We start from the raw sequence: 25,027 nt of genomic DNA on the forward strand, positions 1-25,027 counted from the left end.
CTAAGTTTGTTGTTTAATAACGATTGATGATTGTTTGCTACGTTTATGAATTGATTTATAGAATTCGTAAAATGCCGGATAATCTTCTAAACTGACCTTATTCGGTTTTACATAAATACTTCGATCTAAGTATATTTTATTGCCTTTTATAAAGTAATGGTCTTTGTATTCTCCAAACTCGGATTTCAAATGAAAATCTTCTGGAAGTTCAATGGTCAGTTTTTCCATTTGCTCCATCGGAAATTCATAATGTTCCTTTTTATGGACTACAACATTTATCCAATAAGGATTTACCCTTTCTGAAGGTTTTTTGATTTTAGTATCCATAATTTCCGGAGGAGTAATCACTCGCATACCCGCTATTTTTCTTTCCAGTTTATGATACTCTCCTGTCAGGCTATAATGAATTGATGCTATATTTCTGTCCTCTTTTTTGATTTGAATACTATCAATTTTGCTGAAATCAAATGGCAAAATATAACGACGAATTACCTCTTCCTGTGTTTCTTCTCTATCATCTGCAAAGTAATTCAGCATTTCGTAACGTTCTCCTCCACTTGAGGAAATATTGACCCACACCTTTCTTTTACTGTTTTCATCTGCCAACGAAAAAGTATAAGCAACACTATCCAGCGTATTTTCTTTGGATAAACAAGGCAAGTCAATCAGCCTGCTTTTCCCTTCCTCAATCCAAAATCCTTTTCTATTCTGAGTGAAAACCCCAAGATGATTGTATGGATTTGTCTTTGAGGTATTTTCTAAAAACACTGTATCCTTGTCAAGTACCACACCCAAAATCACATGATTAAACTGCTGTGCCGGAAAAGTTGTATCAATAGCCTTTATCTTATTACCTGCATACACATCTACCATATAAGACGGTATGCCCACTTCCTTCAACATACATTGCATATAGTTAGTCAACGCCTTGCAATCTCCGTATTTATTCTCGCAAACATAACTTGCAGGATGAGCTCTCAAACCTCCTATACCAAATGATATATTAATGTACCTAGTGTTATCCTGCATATAATTATACAGTACTTTCACTTTTTCAGCAGGTGTTTCAAGGTGATCCGTCAATTGATGTATTTTCGTTTTTTCAGCTTCTGTCAAATCATCCAAACCTGCATTCAGACCATAAATCCACTCTCCGTATTCTGTCCAATTTGTTACTTTCTGATCTATACCATACGAAAATTTTTCTGGTACAAGCATCACTACCGGCAATAAATTACGAGCATGTGGACTGTTTTTTTCAGCTGTGAATGGAATGCTTTCATTCAGCTTCCAAACCATTGTCTTGTATTCCTCTTCTTCTGATTCTTGAAATTCAAAACGGTCATCTGCTTTTATCCTTACAGGAAAATCAGAAGGATAAGTGATTTTAAAAGTTGCTTTCTCAGTAGGAATTCCATCGAAGACATTAGGTGAAAAATATCCCAGATAAAGCATATTCTTTACCGTTGACGTGTAGGAAAACTCCAGGATATGCGGATATTGATTGGTTTTCAATTCGGCATACAGCATATAATTATCATCATAATAAGTACTGCCACCTACTGCGTTTTTCTTATGAAAATCTTTTTTCTTCAGCGATCTTATAACATTTCCTTTCAGATCAGAGATAGAAGCATTATGAATGTCGATATCTTCTCCCAGTGAGTAATAAACTGATAAATCACCTAAGTCATGATTGGCTTTACTGCTGACAAGTACCTTGTAACTATGGGTGGTTTTCTTCTTTTTTCCATCAAAAAACACTTCTTTATCATAAGATAAAACGGAGGAGGATTGTGCTTTTGATATATGAATAGAAGTGAAAAGAAAAGTTATTAATAATAAAAAATTTAGTTTGCTCATTGTATTAATTGAAGTAACTGCTTTGTAAAGATAATTGAAAAAAATAAAGGTACCAGCTCTCGCTAATACCTTTATCTAAAATTTATCCTTTGTTCATGTTACTTTCTTACCACTCCCCACACTAAAAGAGGAATGCCTAAGATGCCCAACCCTACACAAATCTGTGTCAGCAGTTTGACTCCTTCTTCAAGCAACTGAATGTAGTTTTCTTTCTCTCCTGCATAACTGTACTTTACCGCCACAGTTTCGCCTTTTTGCTCACCTAATACCAATAAACGGGCATTTTGTTTCACACCCTGCCATTGTATAGGCGCATTAGAAGACGTTTTTTCTTCCAGGAGAACATGAGCAATTTCTTCCCCTCTGAAAGGTGCTTCTTCAAACTCTAAAAGCTGAATACCTGAGGAAGTCTGAAGTTTCAGTGTTTGTAATTGCTGTTGAATAGGCTTAAATCCCCTGTGCTTTCCTGCTCCGGTAAACTCTTCTTTAGAAGCCAGTACAAAGAAGTTCTGAATTGTATCATTTTGAGGTGACACCGTTCCTTCTAAAAACACTTTCCCTTCCTTGTTTTCTAAAGCGTCTTCTAGATAATCCAGTTCTTTTGAAAGCCTTGGTTTGCCTACTCCATATAACGTCAATGCAATTCCCGTCAGTAAGATGCCTATAACGATTCTGAAATTCATTATTTTATCTTTACATAAGTGGCACCATAACCGAACTTCTCTTTACGGGCGTCTTCAAAATATTCCACATCAGCATGTTTAGAAAGACGCTTCTGAATTTCTGTCTTCAGTTTTCCTGACCCAATGCCATGAATAAAAGTAATATGATCCATACCGCTGACAATCGCCGCATCCAATTCTTTTTCAAAATGAAGAACCTGCATGCTCAAAGTACTGTTTCCCATATTTGGGTCCAATCCTAATGCCTCTGCATGTAAATCAACTTCTGAAGCGGGCTTCTGTAATACCTTCTCTACTTTCTGTTCTGTTTTCGAGCCAGACTCCACCAAGCCGTCCTTGATCTTGGCCACATCTACTTCTGTCAGTGCTTTGATGTCCAATTGGAATACATAACCATCCTTGTTCATGCCCGGCACTTCCTGTTTGTTATTAAAGAAAGTGGACGCTTTAAAACGTAGTTTCTTTACCAAAGGCTCATGATTAACACTTCTGCCAGGATAAAAGAACAATGCCTGGAAAATATAAGCGGGCCATTCTTCAAAATTCTGAAGTGTTACCTGATCCGCCTTTACTTGCGTTCTAGGGTTTAAGGTTGAAGTAAAAATACCTTTGTATTCTCCCTTTCGATCTGATCCTAAAACGAAAGGAATTGTAAGATCCGAGTTGTTGCATACATACACATCCAGAATCTGATCATTTTGATGCACGAATGCGATAAATACACCTCGCTCTGAAATTAATGGCAATGCCGCTTTCGGTCTGTCTTTATGCTTTTTCTTCTGAGAAGTTGAAATAATCCTGTCCTCCTCTTCCACACTTCCAAACTCTTCTGATTCAACAGTGGAAACAACCGCTAGGTCATTTGGAATAAAATCCATTCTGAAACCATCTGTATCTTCAATCTCCACAATTCCACCTTTCATCGCCACAACAATACCTTCAATATCGTCATGTAAACTTCTTACTTTATCTCCTATATTCATTTTCTAATTACTTACTATGTTGTCATATACAATAAAATCAGGTCCGTATTGTGCTATCATCTGCGATTTACTAGCCGACACTATATAAAGACCAAAACGGGTTTGTTCCAGGGTATCTTTGATAATAATGAAAGACCCATTACTCACCGGTGAGAACGTCCCAACGAAATTATCATCTATAGTTTCATCACAATTCTTCTCTTTACTGATATATTCAAAATTACCATTACGGTAAAAAACCAGCTCATCATCTTGTAAACATTCCGGCACCTCCCTTGTCTCTCCTGTGGTTACATCAATAAACTGACTGTACGCCCATCGCTTTCCTTCGGCATCCACCATATTACTCAGGAAAGAATCCCAGATGATAACGGTAATCGAATTTCTAAATCCAACTTCAGAAGCTAAAACCTCGATCTCCGAAGACACTAAAAGGTTGTTTTTCTCCACATTTGTACCATCATATTTAGCAGCAACGTAGTACGTCCCTTTTGAAAGGTTCAAAAAGAATGCCCTCCCGTTTTCATCCGTTACATGCGGTCCCTGTATTTCATTTACCTCATTGATAAAGTCATCATAACTGCTATAAATTGTCACCTGACAATCCTTTACAAGATTACCTGACTCATCTCTGATCAAAACATACAGATCACCATAAGGCTTGGGTACCTCGCACTGCAGACTTAATGCAATAATTAAAAAGAAAAGAAAAGCTCTGAAATACCTCATGAAAAATCGATGGTTTTCTGTTCCGGTAATAATTTAAAAGAGTTTCTATGCCAAGGCGTTGTACCATGTTTGGCAATCGCCTCTCTGTGCTTTTTGGTAGGATAGCCCGCATTTTGCTCCCAACCGTATTCAGGAAACTCCTCTGACAATTTCGTCATTAATTCGTCACGATGCGTTTTTGCCAAAATAGAAGCGGCTGCAATACTCAAGTATTTGCCATCTCCCTTCACAATACACTCATGATCAATCCCTTTATAAGGTCTGAACCTGTTACCGTCAATCAGCAAAAGATCAGGTTTTGTTTCTATACCATCAATACAACGGTGCATAGCGGTAAAAGAAGCTTGAAGAATATTGATCTTATCTATTTCTTCCGCTTGCACTTCCACCACTTTATAGGCAATCGCTTCCTTCATAATGACTGCTCTCAAAGTCTCTCTTTTCTTTGCCGTCAGCTTTTTGGAATCATTTAAATCGGGATGAGAAAAATCCTTGGGCAAAATAACCGCCGCCGCCACTACAGGTCCTGCCAAACAGCCTCTGCCTGCTTCATCTAGGCCTGCTTCTACTTTATCTTCTGTAAAACTTGATGCTAACATCTACAATACATCTATATTTTAATTGAGGAAAGATACCAAAATCTATCCTCCTGTAATTTTATGCTAGTTAAGTATAAAAAAAGAGTGAAACAAACCAAACGTTTCACTCTTTTTATAATGATGAATTAAGAATAAAAGATGAAGCGCCAAGAATGAAGAAAATGGAGTGTGTTATGACCCGTAAAGTAGTTGTTATGATAGTTCGACGGACGTTGCAATGCTAAGTTCCTACAAGAACCATTTTCTTCATTCTTAACTCTATAATTCTTAACCCATAACGTTTTTATTCCTTAATCAGTGAGTCAATCAATGCTGTAAATTCTTTGACATAATCATCATAATAATGTCCTGTAGAAGGTCCTGAAAAACCGGTATGGATCTGTGCCACTTCTCCATTTCTCTCCAAAACAATAGAAGTTGGAAATGACATCACTTTATTCAACATCGGCAATGCTTGCGCTGTCTGTTTTGGAGTACCCGCATAAAGCACCTCATAATCAATATTCAGTTTTTCTTTCATTCTATTGATGCGCTTATACGCCTTTTCAGATTCAGCAGCTCTTTCAAAAGAAAGGCCAACAATCTCCAGTCCTTTTGGTTTGTACTTCTCGTAAAGCGGTACAAAGAAATTGGCTTCATCTAAACAGTTTGGACACCATGAACCCATAATCTGCACGATAACTACTTTATCTTTATAAACAGAATCTTCTAAAGAGACCATCTCTCCCTCCTTATTATTAAAAGAAAAAGTAAACTTATCGAATCCTTTTTTCAGGTAAGTCAAAGCTTTTGGATCTGGCAGTTCCGCCCTTGGGTCATTGATGCCTTTCCAGTCTTCCACCCTTGATTTCCCTGACCACATTTTACCATTTACAATCTTCTCTCCTTCCAATTCAGCTTCAAAACGTAAGATATGTACTCCATCAAAAGACGATAAATACATCTTATTACCGCTTACATTGCCTTCCAGAAATCTATAATCTCCGGTAGAAGTCAGAAAAGTACCCGTCAGGTAATCTTCATGTTGATTGAAAAGTCCAATTGCATCCGTTTTTCCTAATTTCACTGCATAATTTCCGGTGAAATTGACGGTTGGTTTTTCTCCTTTTGGAAAACGTCTGTCTCCTCCTTTTTTGGCCACAAAAGGCAAGCGGTAGGCCTCTTTTCGAACAAACTGCCCATTCATCATATCTTGACCTTCTTTCACGACCAATTCCGCTTCATACATCAATAATGGAATATGCAATGAGTCTCCTTCATAAAAGACTTCATTCAGCACCATTCGTTCTTCACCATTGATAACGGTCCAGACTTGCTGATCGCCACTGCCTTCTACTGTAAGGTAAAAGGGCACTTCTTTTTGATGGGTATTGGTAATAGTCGCTCTCCATTTCGTGATGTCCTTTTCTGTCTGTGATGTTTTATTTTGTTCAGGCTCACAAGAGAAAAGAATGCCTGTAATAGCGATTAAAAAAAATAGGATGTTTCTGTAAATCATTAGAGTGATTGATTTGTTTAGTAGGTTGTATGATAAGTACTAATACTTAATAAAATTTAGGACATAAGTACATCTTATTGTGGTGTGAACTTATGTCCTAAATTTTCCGATAGTTTAAAAAAATAGGCCTTCATTTGTGTTTGCAAAGCGCCTTATTAGGATTAATTATCCAATGCCCACCAATCCACGTCGGGTTTTAGAGCAATTCCTTTTTTATCTCCAATGTGAAAAGTGGCAAAACTGTCATGGTGCACCCATAATTTGCTTCCTTCATCCACTTCCCATTCACCGTAACTTGCATTGCCAAAGTAGTCAATATGACGAAGCACAGCAGTGTGATCTGCACTTTCTGCCTCAATCATTTCCAGCCACTCTGGTCTTGCCATATATTTTCCAGAAGGTTTATCAATACCCAGCTTTTTCAGTTCTTCCGCTTCAATCACATTACAGTGAGGGAAGAAATGCGCAGCATATTTATTCTTCGGTTGCTTATAAATCTCCTCAGGAGTAGCTATTTGAATTAGTTTTCCTCTAGACATTACCCCTATTCTATCAGACATTGCCAAAGCATCGTGCGTATCATGCGTTACAAATACCACCGAAATATTCGCTTCGATTGCAATATTTTTCACCATTCTTCTCAAATCACTACGAAGTGCCATATCAAGGTGAGAAAAAGGTTCGTCTAATAAAAGGATTGGCGGTTCATCTGCAATCGCTCTGGCAATCGCCACTCTTTGCTTCTGACCACCTGATAGTTCTTTCGGACGAGTATCGCGGTATTCTTCCAGCTGACAGATACGCAACAGCTCATTCAATCTATATTCCTGGTATTTTTTGGTTGTTCTACGGATGGGATATTTGATATTGTCAGCCACTGTTTGATGATTGAACAAATTGTAATCCTGTTCTACCAGTGCAATTTTATCATGCCCGGCCAACAATCGTTCATGGGGTCCAAGAATCCTTTCTCCGTGTACATAGGCAGCCCCTTCATCAGGTCTCATTTGTCCTGAAAGTAGTTTGAGTGTTGTTGTTTTTCCACAACCACTTCTTCCAATCAAAGCAAAAACTTCCCCTTCTTTTACATCAAAGGACAGCTGATCAACAGCTCTTTTCCCTTCTTCATAAGATTTTGAAAAGTTTTCTACTCTTAGTATAGTTTTTTTCTTTGACATATAATTTTCGTGTTCTGTCACAAAAATAACTGAATATTTATAAAGAGTATGAAAAAAGGCGAAAAGTGTTTTATCACTCTTCGCCTTCCTTGAATTTAATCTTAATTTTTTGATTGGTTATAAGTACTTAAGTACTAGGACAAGATAAACAGGTGTTTTTTATGAAGAATTAAGAATGATGAATGAAGAAAAATGTTTCTTGCTCTGGCATATAATCTTGTCTTTATGACGGAAACCGTTTCGGAGATGTTGTACTGCAATTTTCACATGGACCATAGTACTGATCATCTTTTCTTCATTCTTCATTCAAAAAGTCCCTTTTCTTCTGTCACAGTACTTATTTTGGAATGGTAAAGTAAAAGCAACTTCCTTTGGTTTCATTCCTTTCTACCCAGATTCTGCCACCATGCAGTTCTACAATTTTCTTACACTGTGCCAGCCCTATTCCTGTACCTTGAAACTTCTCATTGACTCTTTTAAAAAAAGAGAATATTTTATGTCTGTGTTCCATATTGATTCCAATCCCGTTGTCTTTCACATAAAACATCCAATCCTCTTTCTGTACAATGGCCCCAACTTCAATCTCAGGTGTTCTACTACTATCTTGAAATTTGATAGCATTGCCAATCAGGTTCTGCAACAACATATGAAATTCTACGGCGTATCCATTGATTTCAGGCAAAGTTCCTTTTCGGATCACAACATCTTGATTTTGAATTTCAAGGGCGAAATCTTCTAGCACATTTTTCAAAATTTCCTGAGGGCGTATACGTTCTTTTTCACTTTTTATTCCCAATTGACTAAACTCTAAGATCGTATCAATCAGACGCTCCATTCTCCCTACACTTTGATTGATGTAACCGAAATAGGTGTTCCAAGCAAGCGGTATTTCACCTTCACTGTCTTCATCTATCAACTGCAGTACACCTTTAATATTTCTGAGGGGTGTATTCAAATCATGCGAAACAATGTAAGCAAACTGTTCCAGTTCCTTATTTTTCTGAGCCAATTCCTTTACTTTCTGATTCAAAAGCTGATTGGATTTCATAAGGGAAGATTCCAGCTCCTTTATTTTGGTAATGTCTCTCCAACAAGAATTACTGAACATGATCTCTCCCTTATTATTTTTGACTGCCTTCGCACTGAGTAAAACTGGAAAAACTACACCATCCTTTCTTCGAACACATAGTTCTTCATTCTCTACAGCATCATCGTTCTTGAATCTGCTGAACAATACTTTAACTTTATCGTGACACGCTGTGTCATAGAGTTCAAAAATAGACTTACCAATTATTTCTTTTTCGTTGTATCCTAAAGTTTGACATAGGGTTGAATTACAGGTAATTAATTTGGCTGTTTTTGGACAAATGGACATAAACATCTCTGGAGACTCATGATATAAAACCTCATGAGAATTATAAGGGTCACGTAAGTTAGTCTTTTCTATTTCATGTAAATCCATGCTACTTTAATTAAATCGGCGAGATCATTCTTTTTAATTTAAGAATATGATAATCAAGTCGTTTACATTTATTAAAATATTACAATAAAATCATATATTATTAAAAACAAAAGTGCGTTGATTATTTTATTTTAGCCTTTCAACAAAAAGCGTTATTCCTCTGAATTATTCATCATAATGTTGCGTTATATCAGGGGATAACTCCAACAGTTTATGAAGTACTAGTACAAAGGTAAAGTGATGTTTTTTAATGAAGAATGAAAAATTAAGAATGAAGAAAAAAATAGTTCTTGATGTGGTTTGCAAAGAGGTTGAAAGGCAAAAGACTTTCCAACAATCACCTTTTAAACCATTTTAGAAGCCATATTACAAACCATTTTTCTTCACTCTTAATTCTTAACTCTTCCCTTAAATGACCTAGTACTTATCAACCTTTTTTCATCAATACTAATTAATCCAAAAACACTATGGGACAAAAATTAGACAATGCTGTAGGCTTGTACACAGAAGGAATCAATCAAGGAAAACCTCATGAAGCACTCGACAAATACATTGGGGACCGCTATACTCAACACTCTACAGGAGTGGCCGACGGTAAAGAAGGGTTTCTTGAATTTTTTATTCCTTTCTTAAAAAGAAACCCTGTAAGAGATATCCGAATTGTGAGAACAATTGAAGATGGTCAGTATGTATTTACACATGCGCATCAAAGCCTCAATAATGGTGAGTGGTACTATGTAACGGCCGACATTTTTGATACAGACAGTAACGACAAAATCATTGAACATTGGGATGTAATACAGGAAGAAGTAAAGGAAACAGTTTCTGGAAGATCAATGGTTGATGGTGCTACTGAAATTGAAGATGAAGACAAGACAGAAGAAAACAGAAAATTAATCACAGAATTCGTAAATAATATACTTATTGGTGGTGCTTTTGATCAAGTCAGCAACTACATTTCCACTGATGAATACTTACAGCACAGTCCTACTGTGGGAGATGGCTTAGAAGGGTTTGGTAAATTTGCTCAAGAACTTGCAGCAGCTGGAAGAGCTATGCAATATGAGAAGGTGCATAAAATTCTTGTTCAAGGCAATTTCGCTGCGACATTATCCAAAGTAAAATTTGGAGAAGAGGATTGGTGCATTATTGACATCTTCAGAATGAAAAATGGTAAGATTGTAGAACACTGGGATGTACAAGAAGTGATAGGCCCCAAAGACACTTGGAATAATTCAGGCAAGTTTTAATAATGATATTTGGCTGTCTTTCGTAATGACAGGCAGCCATCTTGTTTCCTTCCTACCCCAGGCAACTACCAATAAAAACAACACAACCTAAATACTTAACTAACAACACATTAAGCACTCTGAATAATAAACAGCGAATAACGATTATAATAACTTCTTCATAAAAAATCCTTCTTCATTTAAACATCTTAAACAAAGAAGGAATAAAGTGTCAACCTATCACCAAATAGTTTAATTTAATTAGTTTTTAACGAAACGTAGATTTTGAATTTGATCACCAATTAACATTTTCAAAATGTAAACACCTTTTGGTAATCCTTCTGTGGCAATAGAAACTGAATTCCCTAAAACTCCCCTATTCACTGTCTTCCCTTCCATGGATATAATTTCATATTGCATTCCTTCTTCAGCATTTTGAAATCTCAAGACATCCGTAACTGGATTGCTGAGTAATTTCAATGCCGTAACTTCTAAAGCAAACTGTTTACGCGAACTTGAAGTTTGTGCTGCTGTGGTCCATGTGAGGTTGTCAATTTTAATCTGACCTGATGATGTATTTTTTTGAACCAACTTGATTCGAGCGCCTCCAGTCACACCCACTTGTATTTCTCCTGTATTTTCAGCTGAACCTTTTGATCCACCTTCTACAGTTGTATAATACACATTATTGACATAGACTTCTAATTTCACAGCAGAACTGTAAGCCTGTGAGTAATCAAAAGACAACGTTTGAACCCCACCACTGATTGTACTTGACTCCAAAGCTCCAGCTGGTGCTTTGCCCTTCCCTAACGTCAAAGCAGTACCATTGAAGTTCAAATCACCTCTTGCACTAGCATAAGTCCATGTAATGCCGTGAGATCCAACAAAGGATCCACTTTTATAAGAACCTCCTTCTGAAAAATTATCAAAAGTTTCCACAAACTCTTCAGTAACGACTGGAATTTCATCCAATGTTGAAAAAGTGGAAATAGCCGTCGCTGAATTATTTCCTGCGGCATCAAATGCAATAACCTCAACAGTGTAAGTTGTCAATACCTCCAATTCCTGCAAAACAAATGAAGTTGAAGCAGTTTGAGCAATTTCATTTCCATTCACAATTACTTTATACCCTTCTACACCTATGTTGTCTGAAGAGGAAGTCCAATTCATTGTAGCTGTAGTGGTGGTAATTTCACTTACATCTAATGTTGGCTGAGTAGGTGCTTGAGTATCGGCTGCAGCTAAAGATGTCCAAGTCACATTATCAATAGCAACTTGCCCCGAACTGCTTCCACTTTGTTCAAATCGCAGTGTGCAATTTCCATTCATGTTTACATTGAACGGTCCTGCTGAAACAATCTGATTTTGACTTCCACCTTGTACAGTGGTCACCAATACAGAATTTACATAAACCTTAAAACTGACCGAAGTACTAAACGCTTGCATGTATTCAAATGAAAGTGTTCCGATACCTCCAGCGATGACAGAAGATTGCAATGCTCCAGCTGGATTTTTTCCTTTTCCAAAAGTTGGTGTACTTCCTTCAATACTTATATCTCCCCTTGAACTATAATAATTCCATGAGATCTCATTGTCTCCTACAAAAGAGCCTGATTGATAAGAACCTCCTTCTGAAAAGTTAGTAAACGTTTCTACATAAACATCTGAATGAGGAGGTGTTACGTCATCATTATTTGTTGTTACATTAATTGAGGTAGACTGTGAAGATTCATTGCCTACTTGATCAACAGCAGAAACTGCTACTTGATAAGAGGTACCGCTCGTTAAACCTTCAATAGATACAGATAGGTTGGAAGTTGTTTTTGATAAAATGCCGTTGACAAACACTTTATAGCCCGTTACACCTACATTATCTGAAGATGGTGACCAAGCTAAGTGAAATGAAGTAGAAGTAATAGAAGTACTGATTAAGTTAGATGGTTTTGTAGGAGGTGCAGTATCTGCAGGTGTTCCGCAATTATACACAAGGCAAACATATTCGGGATGATCAATATAAGGATTTCGATTGCCTTGATAGCTGTAAACGACTTCATTCCTGTTTCTTTCGAAATCATCAACAGGATCTTGTAAATGCCATGCAATCAATGTAGATAATTTTGCATGGATAGGTTCAGAAGTATAATCATTGGATGGAAGGTAATCTACTAATTCCAAATCAGGATCACCTGAAGTTCCTTCATAACGTGTGGCCATATAAAATAGCATTCGTGCCACATCTCCTTTTACTTCGGGTCTTGGTTCCCAAATCCATTCACTGGAACTTGTATAGTTGCCTGTCGCTCCATCACCATCAATATATTCCACACTGGCTTCATCAAACCATCGGCTATCTCGGGCTGAATTCACAGTAATGTCAGTAGGTCTTAGATGATGGCAGTCTGTTCCGGCTCCTTGAGATGTTCCAAAATTACCATGCGACTTTGCCCATACATGTTCTCTGTTCCAACCTTTTCCACTATTGTATTCTTGGTTAGCATTAACAGACCATCCTGTATAAAACAAAATCACATTGTTGGGGTTGTTAGGATCTTTATCTGTTTCTTTCAAAATATCCCATACGTCTGTAGAAGAAGAACTGTAAGGGTATTCTCTATGCCCATCAATAATTGAATGAAGAGCACTTTTTAATTCCGAGCCTGATTTCCCCTGAGCTGATTGATAATAATTGGCTGGAATTTGAGCGTAAGACGTTGTGATTATCAATGCCATGAGCTTTAATAACAACATCCCTTTAAGTTGGTTTTTCATGATCGAAGTTTAGTAATAGATTGACGCCCAAAAGTAAAAATTCGACCTATACAAACCCCTTAATGAGAGTTAATTAATACACAATTAAGTGTTACCAAAAAAACACTAAAAACAGCCTTTTCAGCCCATGAAAAGAGAATATTCTAACCTCTAAGAAGAGTAAGAAATATTCTATCAAAAAATCACCATTATACTTCCAATTATTATTGAACTAAAAAAAAGTAGTCCTTTTCTTTAAAGACTACTTTATGAATTTATTGTGAACCTAAAGGTTTAACCAATCTATTCCTTTCTTCAGCAAGCTCAACGTTTCTTCTTCTTTTGATCCTGCTTTAGGTTGATAATCATATTCCCAATTGGCTTGAGGTGGTAAACTCATCAAAATAGATTCCGTTCTTCCGTTGCTCTCTAAGCCGAACTTGGTACCTCTGTCCCAAACCAAATTGAACTCTGCGTATCTTCCTCTTCTTAATTTCTGCCAGTTTAATTCATTTTCACCAAAAGGAACATCTTTAAACTTCTCTACCTGTTCTTTGTATGCTGGAATAAACGATTCTCCTACATCCTGTACGAAATGCCAAAGCTGATCAGGGTTCAGCCCTTCTGTTTCAGGCTTTAATCGATCAAAGAAAATACCGCCTATACCCCTTGTCTCTTCTCTGTGAGGAATAAAGAAATAATGATCAGCCCATTCTTTAAATCGCTCATAATAACCGATTTTAGTATTTTCACAGGCTTCAAATAAATGCTGATGGAAATCTGAGGCAGCGGCCTTATCCACATAATGAGGAGTTAAATCAATTCCTCCACCAAACCAGAACTCACCGTTTGAAAGTTCAAAATAACGGACATTCATATGAATAATAGGCACCATGGGGCTTTGAGGATGTAATACAATAGAAACCCCTGTGGCTTTAAAGGTTTCTGCTGCTTCCACTTTCAAGGCCTTGGCCATTTGATCTGATAATGTACCTTCAACTAAAGAAAAATTAACACCGCCTTTTACTATAATATTACCGTCTTTGATGACTCTAGTTCTGCCACCACCGCCACCAGGACGTTCCCAAAGGTCTTCACGGAATTTTGCTTTGCCATCAATCAATTCAAGATCTCTGCATATATCGTTCTGAAGCCCTTTGAACCAGGCTATGATTTCACTACTTTTTATTTGCTTCATTTTTCTTTCGCTTTTCTTCTTTTTTAAGTTTTCTAAGGTGTCTCCTATAGTGTTTGGGACGTTTAGTCTTTTCTTGTTTATTTTTATCAGAGGTGATCTGTTTGAAATTATCAAAACTTTTGGTGTGCATCACACTGGCTCCAGTCAATGATGTATTATCTTGATTGGCAGTAGTTAAATACACATCTTGTCGGTACTTCTGATAGAACTTAGCTCTCAATGCTCCGTCTTGTGAAAGTACAACTTCCACAGTCCAATCTCCGAGTACCGAAGCGGCTGTTGTCTGATTTTGATTATCCGTAAAACCTCCATCTCTCGTCACCCGGACTTTCCCCTGAGCAAAGGTATAGGACAATCGCATCTGCAAATTCTGAAGCGCTTCCCGGTCCAAACCACTCATATCAAGGTCAATCTCGAAGTTGTCATCTACTTGTGATAGAATATAACTCAGCTGATTGGTCAGCAGTTCACTCACACTACTGGAGGCGGTCTGTCCAAAACCTCCATAAGAATCATTGGACAGTAACTGACGCATTACAATCAATCCAAATACCTGACGGTTGAGTTCCTGCTCATCTCTATGAATTCGTTCTTCAAAAGCCGCCACATAACTTTCTAGTGAAATAGGCCCCGATTGTGTCACGACGGTAGCTGGATAATCATGAATATCTATATCAAAAGCAAGCTGAGGATTTGAAAGATCACCTTTTATGATCAGGTCTACATCTGCTGGATATCTTTTCACAATTTCCGGTGCATTTCTCACCGTACTATCCTGAATATCAATCAAAGGAAGCAAACTTACTCTCTGCTCATATTTGGCTACAATATTCATCTGTGCTTCATAAGGATCGCCATTCCATGAAAGTGTAGACCCTTTGTCAATGACAAACTTTTTATCCACAAGGTTGAATTCAGCTACTTTCATTGTGAAGTTGTAAGCTCCTTTCACAATTTCTACATTACCGAACATCTCAAACTCACGGTTTTTGTCAATGTTCATCTGAATTTTCCCTAAGCCATTTCCTCTAATGATATCTCCTGTTTTTTTGTCAAAAATTAATTCGCAATACGCATCAGGAGTAATTTCTAGATTCATTTTCATTTGGAAATTGGCTTGTTCAGTAGTAGTGGTCACCGTTTCGCTAACCTCTTCTATATTTTCCTTTTTCTGTACTGTATCCCTTTGTATGTATACGATATAAGGATCAGTCTCTGAATAATCTATTTCATTTAATGGGATATAAATCTTTGTTCTTTTGTTGGTCGTCGCATTTACATCAATGATGATGTCATCAAAAGGACCTGATACATTAACATTTCCCGTTCCGAAAGCAGTACCATAAAACAGGTCATTGCCCTTTTCTGGCTTTTTCATGATAAAAAAGTCATCGAAATTGACATCAAGTCCAACGGTCATTTCTTCAAAACCCGGCTTAAAATTAATACCGCCATCGATATAAGCATAATGACCATATTCATCTACTGTTCTCAGATTTTCAGTATAAATTTTAGTTGGTCGTATTAAGATTCTTGGCAGGTCTTGTGTATCTCCAAAAACATAATCCACCCCAAGGTAAACCAACCTGATAAGGCCATCTTTCGCAAACACACTGCCCCAAAGCTTAGGTTTCTTCATATTGCCAGAGATTTTCACCCAACCTGTAGTTTTCCCCTCTAGCTTTTCGACCACCTCATCAATAAATGGTTGGAAAATACCTAACGGAAGATCGTTGACCTCCAGCTTCATATCCAACTGATTATTTTTGTTTTGAGGATAGTAATTTCCAGATAAATTAAGACGTTCAGAAAGATCATCTAAAATTCGAAGATTCACTGTCAACAATTCTTTGGTCCACTCTGATTCTCCTTTTAAATCACCTAAGAAATAATCATCAATACTCAAAGAATCTATGGCTACATGTCCGTATACTCTAGGCTGTACAAAGACATCTTCTATATAAAGGTCCAAAGAATCTACCCTTCCTCTGACGTCCTGTTCCAGGTATTTATTAAAAGAAGACAGATCCAATTGTTGAGATTTCAAATGCAGAGGCTTATCAACATTTTTCTTTGCCCATCCATTCAAGTAAACCACCTCTTGCTTGTTCCTTACATTGAAATTGACAAAATGAACGCCGTCTTGATAAACTATAATTTTGGAAGGTTCAGAGTCTATGGTGGTCCATGTTTCTTTTTCGAAGAAGATATTGGATTGGGGCATCCTGAAAATAACACTGTCCTTGTCTAGCAAAATATCTCCTTTCAGGTTCATGGCGAGGCCATATTTATAAACATCTATTCCAGTATCAAAAACCAGATGCTGATCTACAGTAAAAGCTGAGAATCTAAAGTCTTTTGACAAGAAACCATTAATATCTTGCGCTTTGGAAGTCACTTCCATAGACGTGTTATAAAAACTTGAATAACCGTCCTTTTCAGCAAAATAATTGACGTAATTGGAATCTAAGTCGACGCCATAAAAATGCAGGTGATCACTGAATAACTTGGAATGGAAACCGACTTTTTTACCAAAATTAGCTTCCAATATCAATTTAGTATTATCGGCAATCTGAATACTGTCTGTGAAAATTGATATGACATCATTGACATTTCTAAAACTTAATTCTGCGTCTACAGAATAGTTCTTCTCTCCAAAAGCCTCTTTTCTTTTTTTCTTTTTAGCGTAATATTTATGCTGCGTAACGGAGTCTTCAAACAACGACATATATCCCTCGTCAATGGCATCAATTACATCATTGGTCAGAGTAGGAAGATCAAAAAAGCCTGCCATATTGAAACTCATAAAGTCAGACTCAATATTAACCAACCTCAAACCTGTCGGCATAATATTGGTCACTCCCATTAGCTGCTCAATCTTTATTTCTCTTTTTTTGTTGAAGACTTTACTGTCGTAAAATGATAAGCCTCCAGAAATACCATTGTCTATTACTTTATCAAAAGAGGCCTCCATTCTAGTGTAAAGCCCCACATCTTTCGTTGATAAATTGACTTTCTTGAAGTTAGGTATATCAATTCCAGACTGGAATTTGAAGGTACTGTCATTGAAATCCAGTAACCCTTTGAGGTAAAACTTCAGGTTAGGATCTTTAATGACCAATTCTCCGTTGAAATACCCCTCTTTCATATAAGTGCTATCAAGGTAAATATTAGAGTAATTGTACCCATTCACCCCTAGCTTTTTGATTGATGCATTAATATTTAAAGAAAGTTCTTCCACAGAAAAACCTTTCCCCTTCACATCACCCTCAAAATCCAATTCTCCTAATAATGAATTATCAAAAACTTCACCCAGATCAAGACTGTCTGTTTTCAAATAACCTTCATAGGATTCATCTGGAATAGAAATATCCATTTTGGGCGTAATCACTCCATAATCTGAATTCAATATTCCATCCAGTTCAAAATCTTCAAGCGTCCCCTTAAATGTTCCATCCAAAGCTACAGCCCCAAACATATTGATATACTCACGCATAAACGCTGGAACATAAGGCACCAAATCTTCCGTAAAATAATAAGAGTCATGGAAAGAAAGATCCATTACAGTTCGCTCTTTATCTATCACTTTGTTGAACTGAAAATCGCCTTTGATGGTACTTCCTCCTCCAAAACGGAGATCTGCATTATTGACTACAAAATCGTTAACTGTACCTTTTAGCTTAAAGTCCCCCACAATGTAATCATGAAGGGAATCGAAATAGGTAAAGAAACTTGCAAGGTCATCGGTGTGCAATGTTGACTGCTTCAATTTCACATCCATTCCTACACAATAATAGAAATCGTTGTAATCAGTGTAGTCATCATAGATAAAATCAATATTTCCTTTCAGCGTACTTGAACCCAAATCTCCATCAAGATCATGCAAAGACAAACCTGTGGTGGACACTGCAAAATAGGTATCAATATCATATACTTTCAGCTGTGTTCTCCGTTCTACAGCATTCAAGTTCTTAATCTCCATCGCAATGGTATCCCTCACAATTTTGAGCTCAGTCACATCAGCATAAATACCGCTGAACTCCATATCGTGTACATCAAACTTCCCTTTTTCACGATAAGACGCGTCAGGATTGAGCATGATAAAAGCACCATTTTTGAGCTTTACTTTTTCAAAAACGAGATGAATATTTCCTGGTTCTTTATAGTCAAAACGGTGAATACCTTTGGGGTCTCCTACCAAATGCCTGATCCATTTTGTCATGCTGTTCATGGAATCCAAACCAGAATCCATGATCATTTCCACCCTAGGTGAGTTCAGTACAGTTTCTTCTACATGAATGTACTGATCCTCGTTATAAAGCATAGTGATGAAAGAAAAGTCAAGCACCACAGACTCCACTTCTATTAATGGAATACTGTCGAGGTCTAGAATTTTCACCTCCTCAAGCGTCCATTTATCAAACCAGTCAAATTTTACGGAGGAAATTGTAGTAGGGTGTGCCGTCTTTTTTGTGACCACCGAAGTCACTTGATGAATCAAGTAAGTTTGTACAACGGGAAGTTGTGAAAGGCTGATCAAAGCGATCCATATGAAAAGAAAAAAGGTAGAAAACCTGAAAAACCAAACACGTAGCTGCCTCAACACTTTCCTTATCAAAAAAAGTTTTCGAAGCTGCACCCATCTGCTTTCTTTTTCTTTTGTCTTTGTTTTACCCAACCTGAAGAATATTGCTAGATTGTTTCGTCTCCATTCCAGAAATGAAGAAACTTATTCAACCCACAAAAATAATAGTTTCGGGTGACACTTTTTATAAATAATGAATAAAAAAGGGCCTCTTCCCGAAGAAAGTGACCCATTGTAATCAAAATATATGGAGAAAAGATTCAAATATTTCCAATCGGCTATCTAAATTAAATAGCTTGATCAATAATATTCTGAACCTTCTCCCAAGAAATAATTTTGAAGTTCTGTGCTTTTAATGAATCCCCATCATAGTTAAATCCATCCTGCACTACCAAAATACCTTTTTTGTATTGTTCTCCCATCGGCATATTGCACACTTCCAAACCGTCTGTTTCCTCCACTCCATCAAACTCGCCAGATACAATTTTGAAGCTTTTTAAATACTTCTCTGTTTCTAAAGAGAACAAAGCATAAGTGAAGTTTCCTTGGCTAGAAGCGACCAAATAACCTGTTTTCTCACCTGTTTTATAAATAGCAATTCCTTCAATATCGGCTACTAAAGCTTCATTATTTTCAATAGAAGTAGCCTTAATAAATTCCATTTTAGAAGCACTGTCGTTTAAATCTACTTTCCATACTCCTTTTGCTTCTTCCCCGACATACAAAATACCAGTCGCATCATCCGCCACCATACCTTCCGGTTGTGAAGGCACACTAAATGTTCTTACCAAAGACAGTTCTCCTGACTTATCTTCTTTTAAAGTCAATTCAAACTGTTTGATTGTTCCGTCTTTAGAATTCATAATGAAATAAGGGGTAGAAGCCGTATCCTGATACATGCAAAACCCATAAGAGTCATCCAACAATACCTCTTTTGGTAATTTGATTTCAGTTAATTTACCCACGCTGTCCATTGTGAAAATACTCACATTATGATACGTTCTATTTGATGCAGACACTAGTGTAAGTGTATCACCACCCACCACAGCTTGACTACGCACATCAACATTATTGGCTTTACCACAACCTATAAAATCCAATTGCTCGCCTTTCAAGTTATAAGTATAAACCCCTTGTTTTTTATCTGTTCCAATGATTACTGATTGCTCAGGATGTGTTGCATTGTACCAAATTGCAGGATCATCTGCTGCATCTGCATCCACAGGAGAATTGACCGGAACAGTTTCAGCATCTGCGGTGACAGCATGTGCTATTTTTGACTGCATGTCATAAGCCACTTTCATGGCTGAATCATGATCACGAGGATCTTTATATCTTTGTTGAGAAGTTTCACAGCTGATTACCAAAGCCGCCGTAAAGGTGATAAGTATAAGATTCGTAATAAACTTCATAATATGTCTGTTATGTTTATGCCACAAACATAGTTTTTACGTTGAATATTTTTTGTATTCCAAAAAAGGTTAAAGGTTAGTTTACTTTGGGTTTACACCTCTGCGATAATTAAACGGTCCATTGCAACATCATGTTCTTCTAAAGGTAACTTAGGGATAACCTGAAAGTCATAACCAATACCAATCTTTGTCGCATTAGGGTATTCCACCAGAAATGTGTCATAGTAGCCACCGCCGTAACCCATTCTTCCCAATTCTTCAGAAAATCCTACTCCAGGCACCAATACAAAGTCAATTTCTCCTTTGTATTCAATTTCTTCCGAAGGCAATAATGTTCCAAACTTCCCTTCTTTTAACTGAGAAAGATCTTTCAAGACTAAATGTTTCAACTGGCGTTGAGGTAAAGTTTTAGGTACCACTACAGTCCACCCCGAAGTCAAAGCTTTTTGTATAATTGATATTGTTGACGCCTCATTATTGATAGGGATGTAGGTATGCAAAACAGCAACTTCCTGAGAAGTTCCCTCCCAAAAAGTTGCTGCTATATCTTTATCCGCTTTCTCTATTTGTGCTTTAGACAAAGCGTTTCTTTGTTGAATTATTTCTTTTCTTAATGTGTCCTTTTGATTATGCATTGCTCTTTATAAAGGCTTTCTGATTTGCCCTATTTTTTATTTCCCGATTTGTTGCGGTTGTAAATCTAGAAAACAATAAAATAGCAGACAAAGTTAGACCTGTAGAAAGACCTACCCAAACTCCTAAAAAGCTCCAATCTGTGTAATTTGTAAGAACAAAACCCAAAGGAAGCGACACTACCCAATACGAAATGAAGCAAATAAAAGTAGGGATTTTCACATCAGAAATACCTCTTAATGCCCCTGTCATGATCACCTGTGCACCATCAGACAACTGGAAAAGTGCAGCAAAGAATAACATGGAAGCCGCAAACTGAATCACCTCCAAATCTTCTGTAAATAATGAAGGTAAAAACTCATCAAACACCAAGAAAGTGACCGCGGAAATAGACATGGCAGACAGAGCAAACTGCATCCCCGTAAAACCTGCCAAACGTGCTTGCTCCCAGTTTCCTTCTCCATAAAAATTACTTACACGCACAGAAACCGCAGAAGCTACACCACTCACCATCATAAAAGTAAGTGAAATCATACTCATCACAATCTGATGCGCCGCCATAGGCTGTGTACCCACAGAACCTACAATCATAGCCCCTACTGCAAATGCTCCAACTTCCATCAAAGCCTGCAAACCAATTGGCAAACTCATCTTCAATTGTTGCAGTAACTTGCTGATATGAATTTTAGTAGATTTGAAATTCTCCAGATATTTATGGAAATGATTGCTATTCAACACATAAAGCATCATACCTGTTCCTCCAACAATTCTCGATATCAAAGTACCAATACCCGCTCCTGTCAAACCTAACTCTGGTGCTCCAAACTTACCGTAAATCAAAACGTAATTCACACAGAAGTTAATAATGTTAGCAGACAAGGTAAAATACATTGCCACCTTAGTATGTTTCACTCCTTCAGCGAATTGCTTGGCAGTAAAAAACAGCATCAATGGAATCAAAGAAAAAGTATTGATCATCAAATATGGCCTTGCCGCTTCCACTACTTCAGGTGTCTGCCCCATATAGTCCATAAAGAAAGTCAACAGCAATAATACTGCAACAAGGAACACACAGAACAAAGCATTTAAGGTCATACTGTGCTTAAATAGACTTCCCATTTCTTTGAAATCTCTCTGACCGTAAGCTTTACCCACCAATGGAGTAACACCAACGGCAAAACCAATTCCAAAAACCAAGAAAATGGCAAACAAACTATTCGCAAAACCTGCCCCTGCCAAGTCTACGGTGTTATAATGCCCCACCATCATATTGTCCACAATATTGGTAAGGTTTTGACCTGCTTGGGAAATAACAACTGGAGTGGCTATTCGAATAGTATCTTTGTAATGCGTTTTATATGTATTTAGTAAATTTCTCATTAAAATGTTCTCTTCTTACTTACTAGTAATTTGTATTACTATAAGTCTGTCGATGAAAGTTATGCGTAACTACGATGTAGGTGAAATGTATTGACTTTAAAAGTTTCACAAACATACGCGTTGTTTTTTAATTCTTTGATAAATTACTCATTTGATTAACCAATATTAAATCAAATCCCACAAGCTACACACCTCAATTAAAACACTGTATATCAAACACTTTCAACACCACTCTAATAATAAAAGAAAACAGCATTTGAATTATTGGCAACTGTACTTTAATAGTAAAATTCTGCAACTTATCTTTATTCATCGTTTCATATTTTATAAAAAAATAAAAGCAAAAAATGCCTCATTCGAACCTTGATTTCTCAACTTCATTTTGGAATGCAGAATACTTACTCATCGACAGCCGACAACTTTCAGCACCGTCTAACACCATCTTTTTTGCTTTGGATGGAAAGAAGAGAACTGGTCAGTCATTTATTCCAGAACTGTATGAGAAAGGTGTTCGTAAATTTGTTGTTACAAGCTCGTTTGAAAAGGCTTATCAATACAAAGAAGCGACCTTCATTTACACTGATAATACGCTTACTACATTGCAGGAACTGACGGCTTGGCATAGAAAACAACATCATGAATTACCTGCCATTGCTATTACGGGTTCCAATGCAAAAACGATTGTGAAAGAGTGGCTTTATTTCCTTTTGGAAATGGATTATAATGTGGTGAAAAGCCCCAAAAGCTATAATTCACAGATTGGCGTTCCCCTATCCGTTTGGCAGATTAATGAAAAACATGATCTAGGCATTTTTGAGGCTGGTATTTCTCAACCTGATGAAATGGAAAATCTGGAAAAAATCATCCAGCCTAACATCGGTCTTTTCACGAATATTGGCACTGCACACGACAAAGATTTCGATAGTTTAGAACAGAAAATTGATGAAAAAGCAAAACTATTCAAGAATTGTGAGATCGTAGTGTACTGCAAAGATCACCCTTTGATTGATGAAAAACTCTCTGCTTTAGAGGTTCCTACTTTTTCATGGGGAGAACATCCTGACGCTGACCTCAAAATAATGAAAGTGGCCGACTATGAAATCATGGTCAACTATGAAGGGGAAACATTCCCAATGAATATTCCTTTCCTGGATGATGCTTCGTTTGAAAATGCAATGCATTGTGTGGCTATGTTGGCTTGCTTAGAATATCCTTTTGAAACGATCCATAGCAGAATCAATAAACTGAAAAGAATACCGATGCGACTTGAGCGTAAAGAAGGCATCAACAATACTGTGCTGATCAATGATTTTTATAATAATGATCTTGGCGGTCTGCAAATCGCTTTATCCTTCTTAAGTCAAAATCAGGAAAAATACCCTAGGACATTGATCTTCTCTGATCTTTTACAAGGTGATCAGGACAAGAAAGCATTGTATGAAAGAGTAAATCAGCTGTGCAATGAATATTCAATTGACAGATTTATCGGTGTTGGCGAACAATTACAATCTTTCGCTTCTGTTTTCAACATCCGTGAACAACATTTCTTCAGTAATACAACTGAGATAAGAAAAGCCATCAAAGAAGGTGAGCTTCATTTTAATAAAGAACTTATACTGCTAAAAGGTGCTAGACAATTTGAATTTGAAAAAATTGCCGGATTACTACAGAAAAAAATACACAGTACACAGCTTGAAATCAATTTGGATGCAGTAGTTCATAACTTAATGTTCTATCGTTCTCAGCTTTCACCTCAAACAAAAATCATGGTGATGGTGAAGGCTTTAGGTTATGGAAGTGGCAAAAGTGAACTGGCCAATATTTTACAATATCACTTGGTAGATTACCTGGGTGTTGCCTTTGCTGATGAAGGAGTAGAACTGAGAGAGAACGGTATCAGAACACCGATTATGGTACTGACACCTTCCCCTGATGCTTTTGAAATGATGCGCATGCATCAGCTGGAGCCGGAAATTTATAATATTGAAATGCTGACGGCATTGGAAGATTTCATAGCAGAAGAAAATCATGATGAGCCTTTTGCTATTCAAATCAATTTTGACACAGGTATGCATCGCCTTGGCTTTACCTCTGATAATTACGATGAATTAGAAGAAAGACTGCTTAAACTGGGAGATAAAATTGAAGTTAAAGGTGTATTTACTCATTTAGCTGGGGCAGATGAAAGCGTGCATGATTCTTACAGCAAAGAACAGATTGAGGAATTCAAACAACTGACTTCCAAACTTGAAAATGCATTGGGTTATAAAGTGATCAAACACTGCTTGAACTCTGCCGGTATTGTTCGTTATCCTGAAGCACAGATGGATATGGTACGCTTGGGCATCGGGCTTCATGGCGTTGAAGTCAATCAGTTGAAGCAAGAAGATTTACAGCCCGTAGCAACTTTGAAAACAGTTATTGCTCAAATCAAAGAAATGAAAACTGGACAGACCGTAGGCTACAGCAGGAAAGGGAAAGTAGATGCTCCCAAGAAGATAGCAACAATTGGCATTGGCTACGCCGATGGTTTTGATAGAAGACTGAGCAATGGCGTTGGGAAGGTTGTTATCAACGGGCAATTGGCACCTGTTATCGGTAATGTCTGTATGGATATGACCATGGTAGATATTTCTGATATTCCGGCCAATGTTGGTGATGAAGTGATTGTTTTTGGTGAAAACCGTTCCATCTCAACTATTGCAAAAGAAATTGGTACAATACCTTATGAAATTCTCACTTCTGTTAGTTCAAGAGTGAAGAGAATCTATTATATGGAAGGGTAATAAAATAGGGTGATTTACTGACCGTATAAATCAATAAATCACCCTATTTAATTTCTCA

Annotated in this window: 16 protein-coding genes; 2 read left to right on the plus strand and 14 right to left on the minus strand. The window is 37.2% G+C overall.

The genetic code is table 11. The features are described 5' to 3' along the window. From HHU12_RS01565 to HHU12_RS01600, 8 genes are all read right to left on the minus strand, one after another. A complete protein-coding gene (locus HHU12_RS01565; RefSeq protein WP_169654386.1) occupies positions 1 to 1,863 on the minus strand; it encodes a DUF3857 domain-containing protein in 1,863 nt (620 codons plus the stop codon). Positions 1,864 to 1,961: 98 nt separating this feature from the next. Beyond that, positions 1,962 to 2,546 (minus strand): hypothetical protein, encoded by a 585-nt coding sequence (locus tag HHU12_RS01570; protein WP_169654387.1) that lies wholly within the window; start codon positions 2,544 to 2,546, stop codon positions 1,962 to 1,964. Then, the gene (locus tag HHU12_RS01575) at positions 2,546 to 3,529 is read right to left on the minus strand and encodes a Smr/MutS family protein (RefSeq protein WP_169654388.1); all 984 of its coding nucleotides are present in this window, start codon (positions 3,527 to 3,529) and stop codon (positions 2,546 to 2,548) included. Before HHU12_RS01575 ends, HHU12_RS01570 begins: the two co-directional genes overlap by 1 nt. Positions 3,530 to 3,532: 3 nt before the next feature. After that, positions 3,533 to 4,258, minus strand: coding sequence for a carboxypeptidase-like regulatory domain-containing protein (locus tag HHU12_RS01580; protein ID WP_169654389.1), 726 nt, complete (start codon positions 4,256 to 4,258; stop codon positions 3,533 to 3,535). Then, positions 4,255 to 4,857 carry a ribonuclease HII gene (locus tag HHU12_RS01585; protein ID WP_169654390.1) on the minus strand — a complete coding sequence of 201 codons (603 nt, stop codon included), beginning with the start codon at positions 4,855 to 4,857 and terminating at the stop codon, positions 4,255 to 4,257. Before HHU12_RS01585 ends, HHU12_RS01580 begins: the two co-directional genes overlap by 4 nt. Before the next feature lie 283 nt (positions 4,858 to 5,140). After that, on the minus strand, positions 5,141 to 6,355 hold the full coding sequence (locus tag HHU12_RS01590) for a peroxiredoxin family protein (protein ID WP_169654391.1): 1,215 nt from the start codon (positions 6,353 to 6,355) through the stop codon (positions 5,141 to 5,143). A 161-nt stretch (positions 6,356 to 6,516) separates the two neighbouring features. Next, positions 6,517 to 7,533, minus strand: a complete 1,017-nt coding sequence (locus tag HHU12_RS01595; protein ID WP_169654392.1) for an ABC transporter ATP-binding protein — start codon at positions 7,531 to 7,533, stop codon at positions 6,517 to 6,519. A 337-nt stretch (positions 7,534 to 7,870) separates the two neighbouring features. After that, positions 7,871 to 8,995: a PAS domain-containing sensor histidine kinase gene (locus HHU12_RS01600; RefSeq protein ID WP_169654393.1), complete on the minus strand. Its 1,125-nt coding sequence runs from the start codon at positions 8,993 to 8,995 to the stop codon at positions 7,871 to 7,873. 467 nt (positions 8,996 to 9,462) lie between these two features. Here HHU12_RS01600 and HHU12_RS01605 point away from each other — a divergent pair, with 467 nt between their 5' ends. After that, a complete protein-coding gene (locus HHU12_RS01605) occupies positions 9,463 to 10,245 on the plus strand; it encodes a nuclear transport factor 2 family protein (protein ID WP_169654394.1) in 783 nt (260 codons plus the stop codon). A 240-nt stretch (positions 10,246 to 10,485) separates the two neighbouring features. Here HHU12_RS01605 and HHU12_RS01610 read toward each other — a convergent pair whose 3' ends face one another. From HHU12_RS01610 to HHU12_RS01635, 6 genes are all read right to left on the minus strand, one after another. Beyond that, positions 10,486 to 12,996 carry an endonuclease gene (locus HHU12_RS01610; RefSeq protein ID WP_169654395.1) on the minus strand — a complete coding sequence of 837 codons (2,511 nt, stop codon included), beginning with the start codon at positions 12,994 to 12,996 and terminating at the stop codon, positions 10,486 to 10,488. A 265-nt stretch (positions 12,997 to 13,261) separates the two neighbouring features. Continuing rightward, the gene (gene hemF / locus HHU12_RS01615; protein WP_169654396.1) at positions 13,262 to 14,173 is read right to left on the minus strand and encodes an oxygen-dependent coproporphyrinogen oxidase; all 912 of its coding nucleotides are present in this window, start codon (positions 14,171 to 14,173) and stop codon (positions 13,262 to 13,264) included. Beyond that, positions 14,154 to 18,713: a translocation/assembly module TamB domain-containing protein gene (locus tag HHU12_RS01620; RefSeq protein ID WP_169654397.1), complete on the minus strand. Its 4,560-nt coding sequence runs from the start codon at positions 18,711 to 18,713 to the stop codon at positions 14,154 to 14,156. The genes hemF and HHU12_RS01620 overlap by 20 nt, the downstream gene beginning before the upstream one ends. A 332-nt stretch (positions 18,714 to 19,045) precedes the next feature. Then, positions 19,046 to 20,170: a phytase gene (locus HHU12_RS01625; RefSeq protein ID WP_169654398.1), complete on the minus strand. Its 1,125-nt coding sequence runs from the start codon at positions 20,168 to 20,170 to the stop codon at positions 19,046 to 19,048. 92 nt (positions 20,171 to 20,262) lie between these two features. Next, positions 20,263 to 20,805 carry a 5-formyltetrahydrofolate cyclo-ligase gene (locus tag HHU12_RS01630; RefSeq protein ID WP_169654399.1) on the minus strand — a complete coding sequence of 181 codons (543 nt, stop codon included), beginning with the start codon at positions 20,803 to 20,805 and terminating at the stop codon, positions 20,263 to 20,265. Then, entirely contained in the window at positions 20,798 to 22,183 is a 1,386-nt protein-coding gene (locus tag HHU12_RS01635) for an MATE family efflux transporter (RefSeq protein WP_169654400.1), read from the minus strand. Before HHU12_RS01635 ends, HHU12_RS01630 begins: the two co-directional genes overlap by 8 nt. A gap of 347 nt (positions 22,184 to 22,530) precedes the next feature. Here HHU12_RS01635 and HHU12_RS01640 point away from each other — a divergent pair, with 347 nt between their 5' ends. Continuing rightward, the gene (locus HHU12_RS01640) at positions 22,531 to 24,969 is read left to right on the plus strand and encodes a bifunctional UDP-N-acetylmuramoyl-tripeptide:D-alanyl-D-alanine ligase/alanine racemase (protein ID WP_169654401.1); all 2,439 of its coding nucleotides are present in this window, start codon (positions 22,531 to 22,533) and stop codon (positions 24,967 to 24,969) included. Positions 24,970 to 25,027 lie beyond the last annotated feature (58 nt).

The sequence above is a fragment of the Flammeovirga aprica JL-4 genome (genome assembly GCF_012844305.1).
Taxonomy (GTDB): Bacteria; Bacteroidota; Bacteroidia; order Cytophagales; family Flammeovirgaceae; genus Flammeovirga; species Flammeovirga aprica.

Excerpts from the sequence above, each read along its gene's own strand:
- HHU12_RS01590 (WP_169654391.1), bottom strand. The coding sequence starts at position 6,355 with ATGATTTACAGAAACATCCTATTTTTTTTAATCGCTATTACAGGCATT.
- HHU12_RS01630 (WP_169654399.1), bottom strand. The coding sequence starts at position 20,805 with ATGCATAATCAAAAGGACACATTAAGAAAAGAAATAATTCAACAAAGA.
- HHU12_RS01580 (WP_169654389.1), bottom strand. The coding sequence starts at position 4,258 with ATGAGGTATTTCAGAGCTTTTCTTTTCTTTTTAATTATTGCATTAAGT.
- HHU12_RS01575 (WP_169654388.1), bottom strand. The coding sequence starts at position 3,529 with ATGAATATAGGAGATAAAGTAAGAAGTTTACATGACGATATTGAAGGT.
- HHU12_RS01570 (WP_169654387.1), bottom strand. The coding sequence starts at position 2,546 with ATGAATTTCAGAATCGTTATAGGCATCTTACTGACGGGAATTGCATTG.
- HHU12_RS01565 (WP_169654386.1), bottom strand. The coding sequence starts at position 1,863 with ATGAGCAAACTAAATTTTTTATTATTAATAACTTTTCTTTTCACTTCT.
- HHU12_RS01605 (WP_169654394.1), top strand. The coding sequence starts at position 9,463 with ATGGGACAAAAATTAGACAATGCTGTAGGCTTGTACACAGAAGGAATC.
- HHU12_RS01625 (WP_169654398.1), bottom strand. The coding sequence starts at position 20,170 with ATGAAGTTTATTACGAATCTTATACTTATCACCTTTACGGCGGCTTTG.
- hemF (WP_169654396.1), bottom strand. The coding sequence starts at position 14,173 with ATGAAGCAAATAAAAAGTAGTGAAATCATAGCCTGGTTCAAAGGGCTT.
- HHU12_RS01600 (WP_169654393.1), bottom strand. The coding sequence starts at position 8,995 with ATGGATTTACATGAAATAGAAAAGACTAACTTACGTGACCCTTATAAT.
- HHU12_RS01610 (WP_169654395.1), bottom strand. The coding sequence starts at position 12,996 with ATGAAAAACCAACTTAAAGGGATGTTGTTATTAAAGCTCATGGCATTG.
- HHU12_RS01640 (WP_169654401.1), top strand. The coding sequence starts at position 22,531 with ATGCCTCATTCGAACCTTGATTTCTCAACTTCATTTTGGAATGCAGAA.
- HHU12_RS01595 (WP_169654392.1), bottom strand. The coding sequence starts at position 7,533 with ATGTCAAAGAAAAAAACTATACTAAGAGTAGAAAACTTTTCAAAATCT.
- HHU12_RS01585 (WP_169654390.1), bottom strand. The coding sequence starts at position 4,857 with ATGTTAGCATCAAGTTTTACAGAAGATAAAGTAGAAGCAGGCCTAGAT.
- HHU12_RS01635 (WP_169654400.1), bottom strand. The coding sequence starts at position 22,183 with ATGAGAAATTTACTAAATACATATAAAACGCATTACAAAGATACTATT.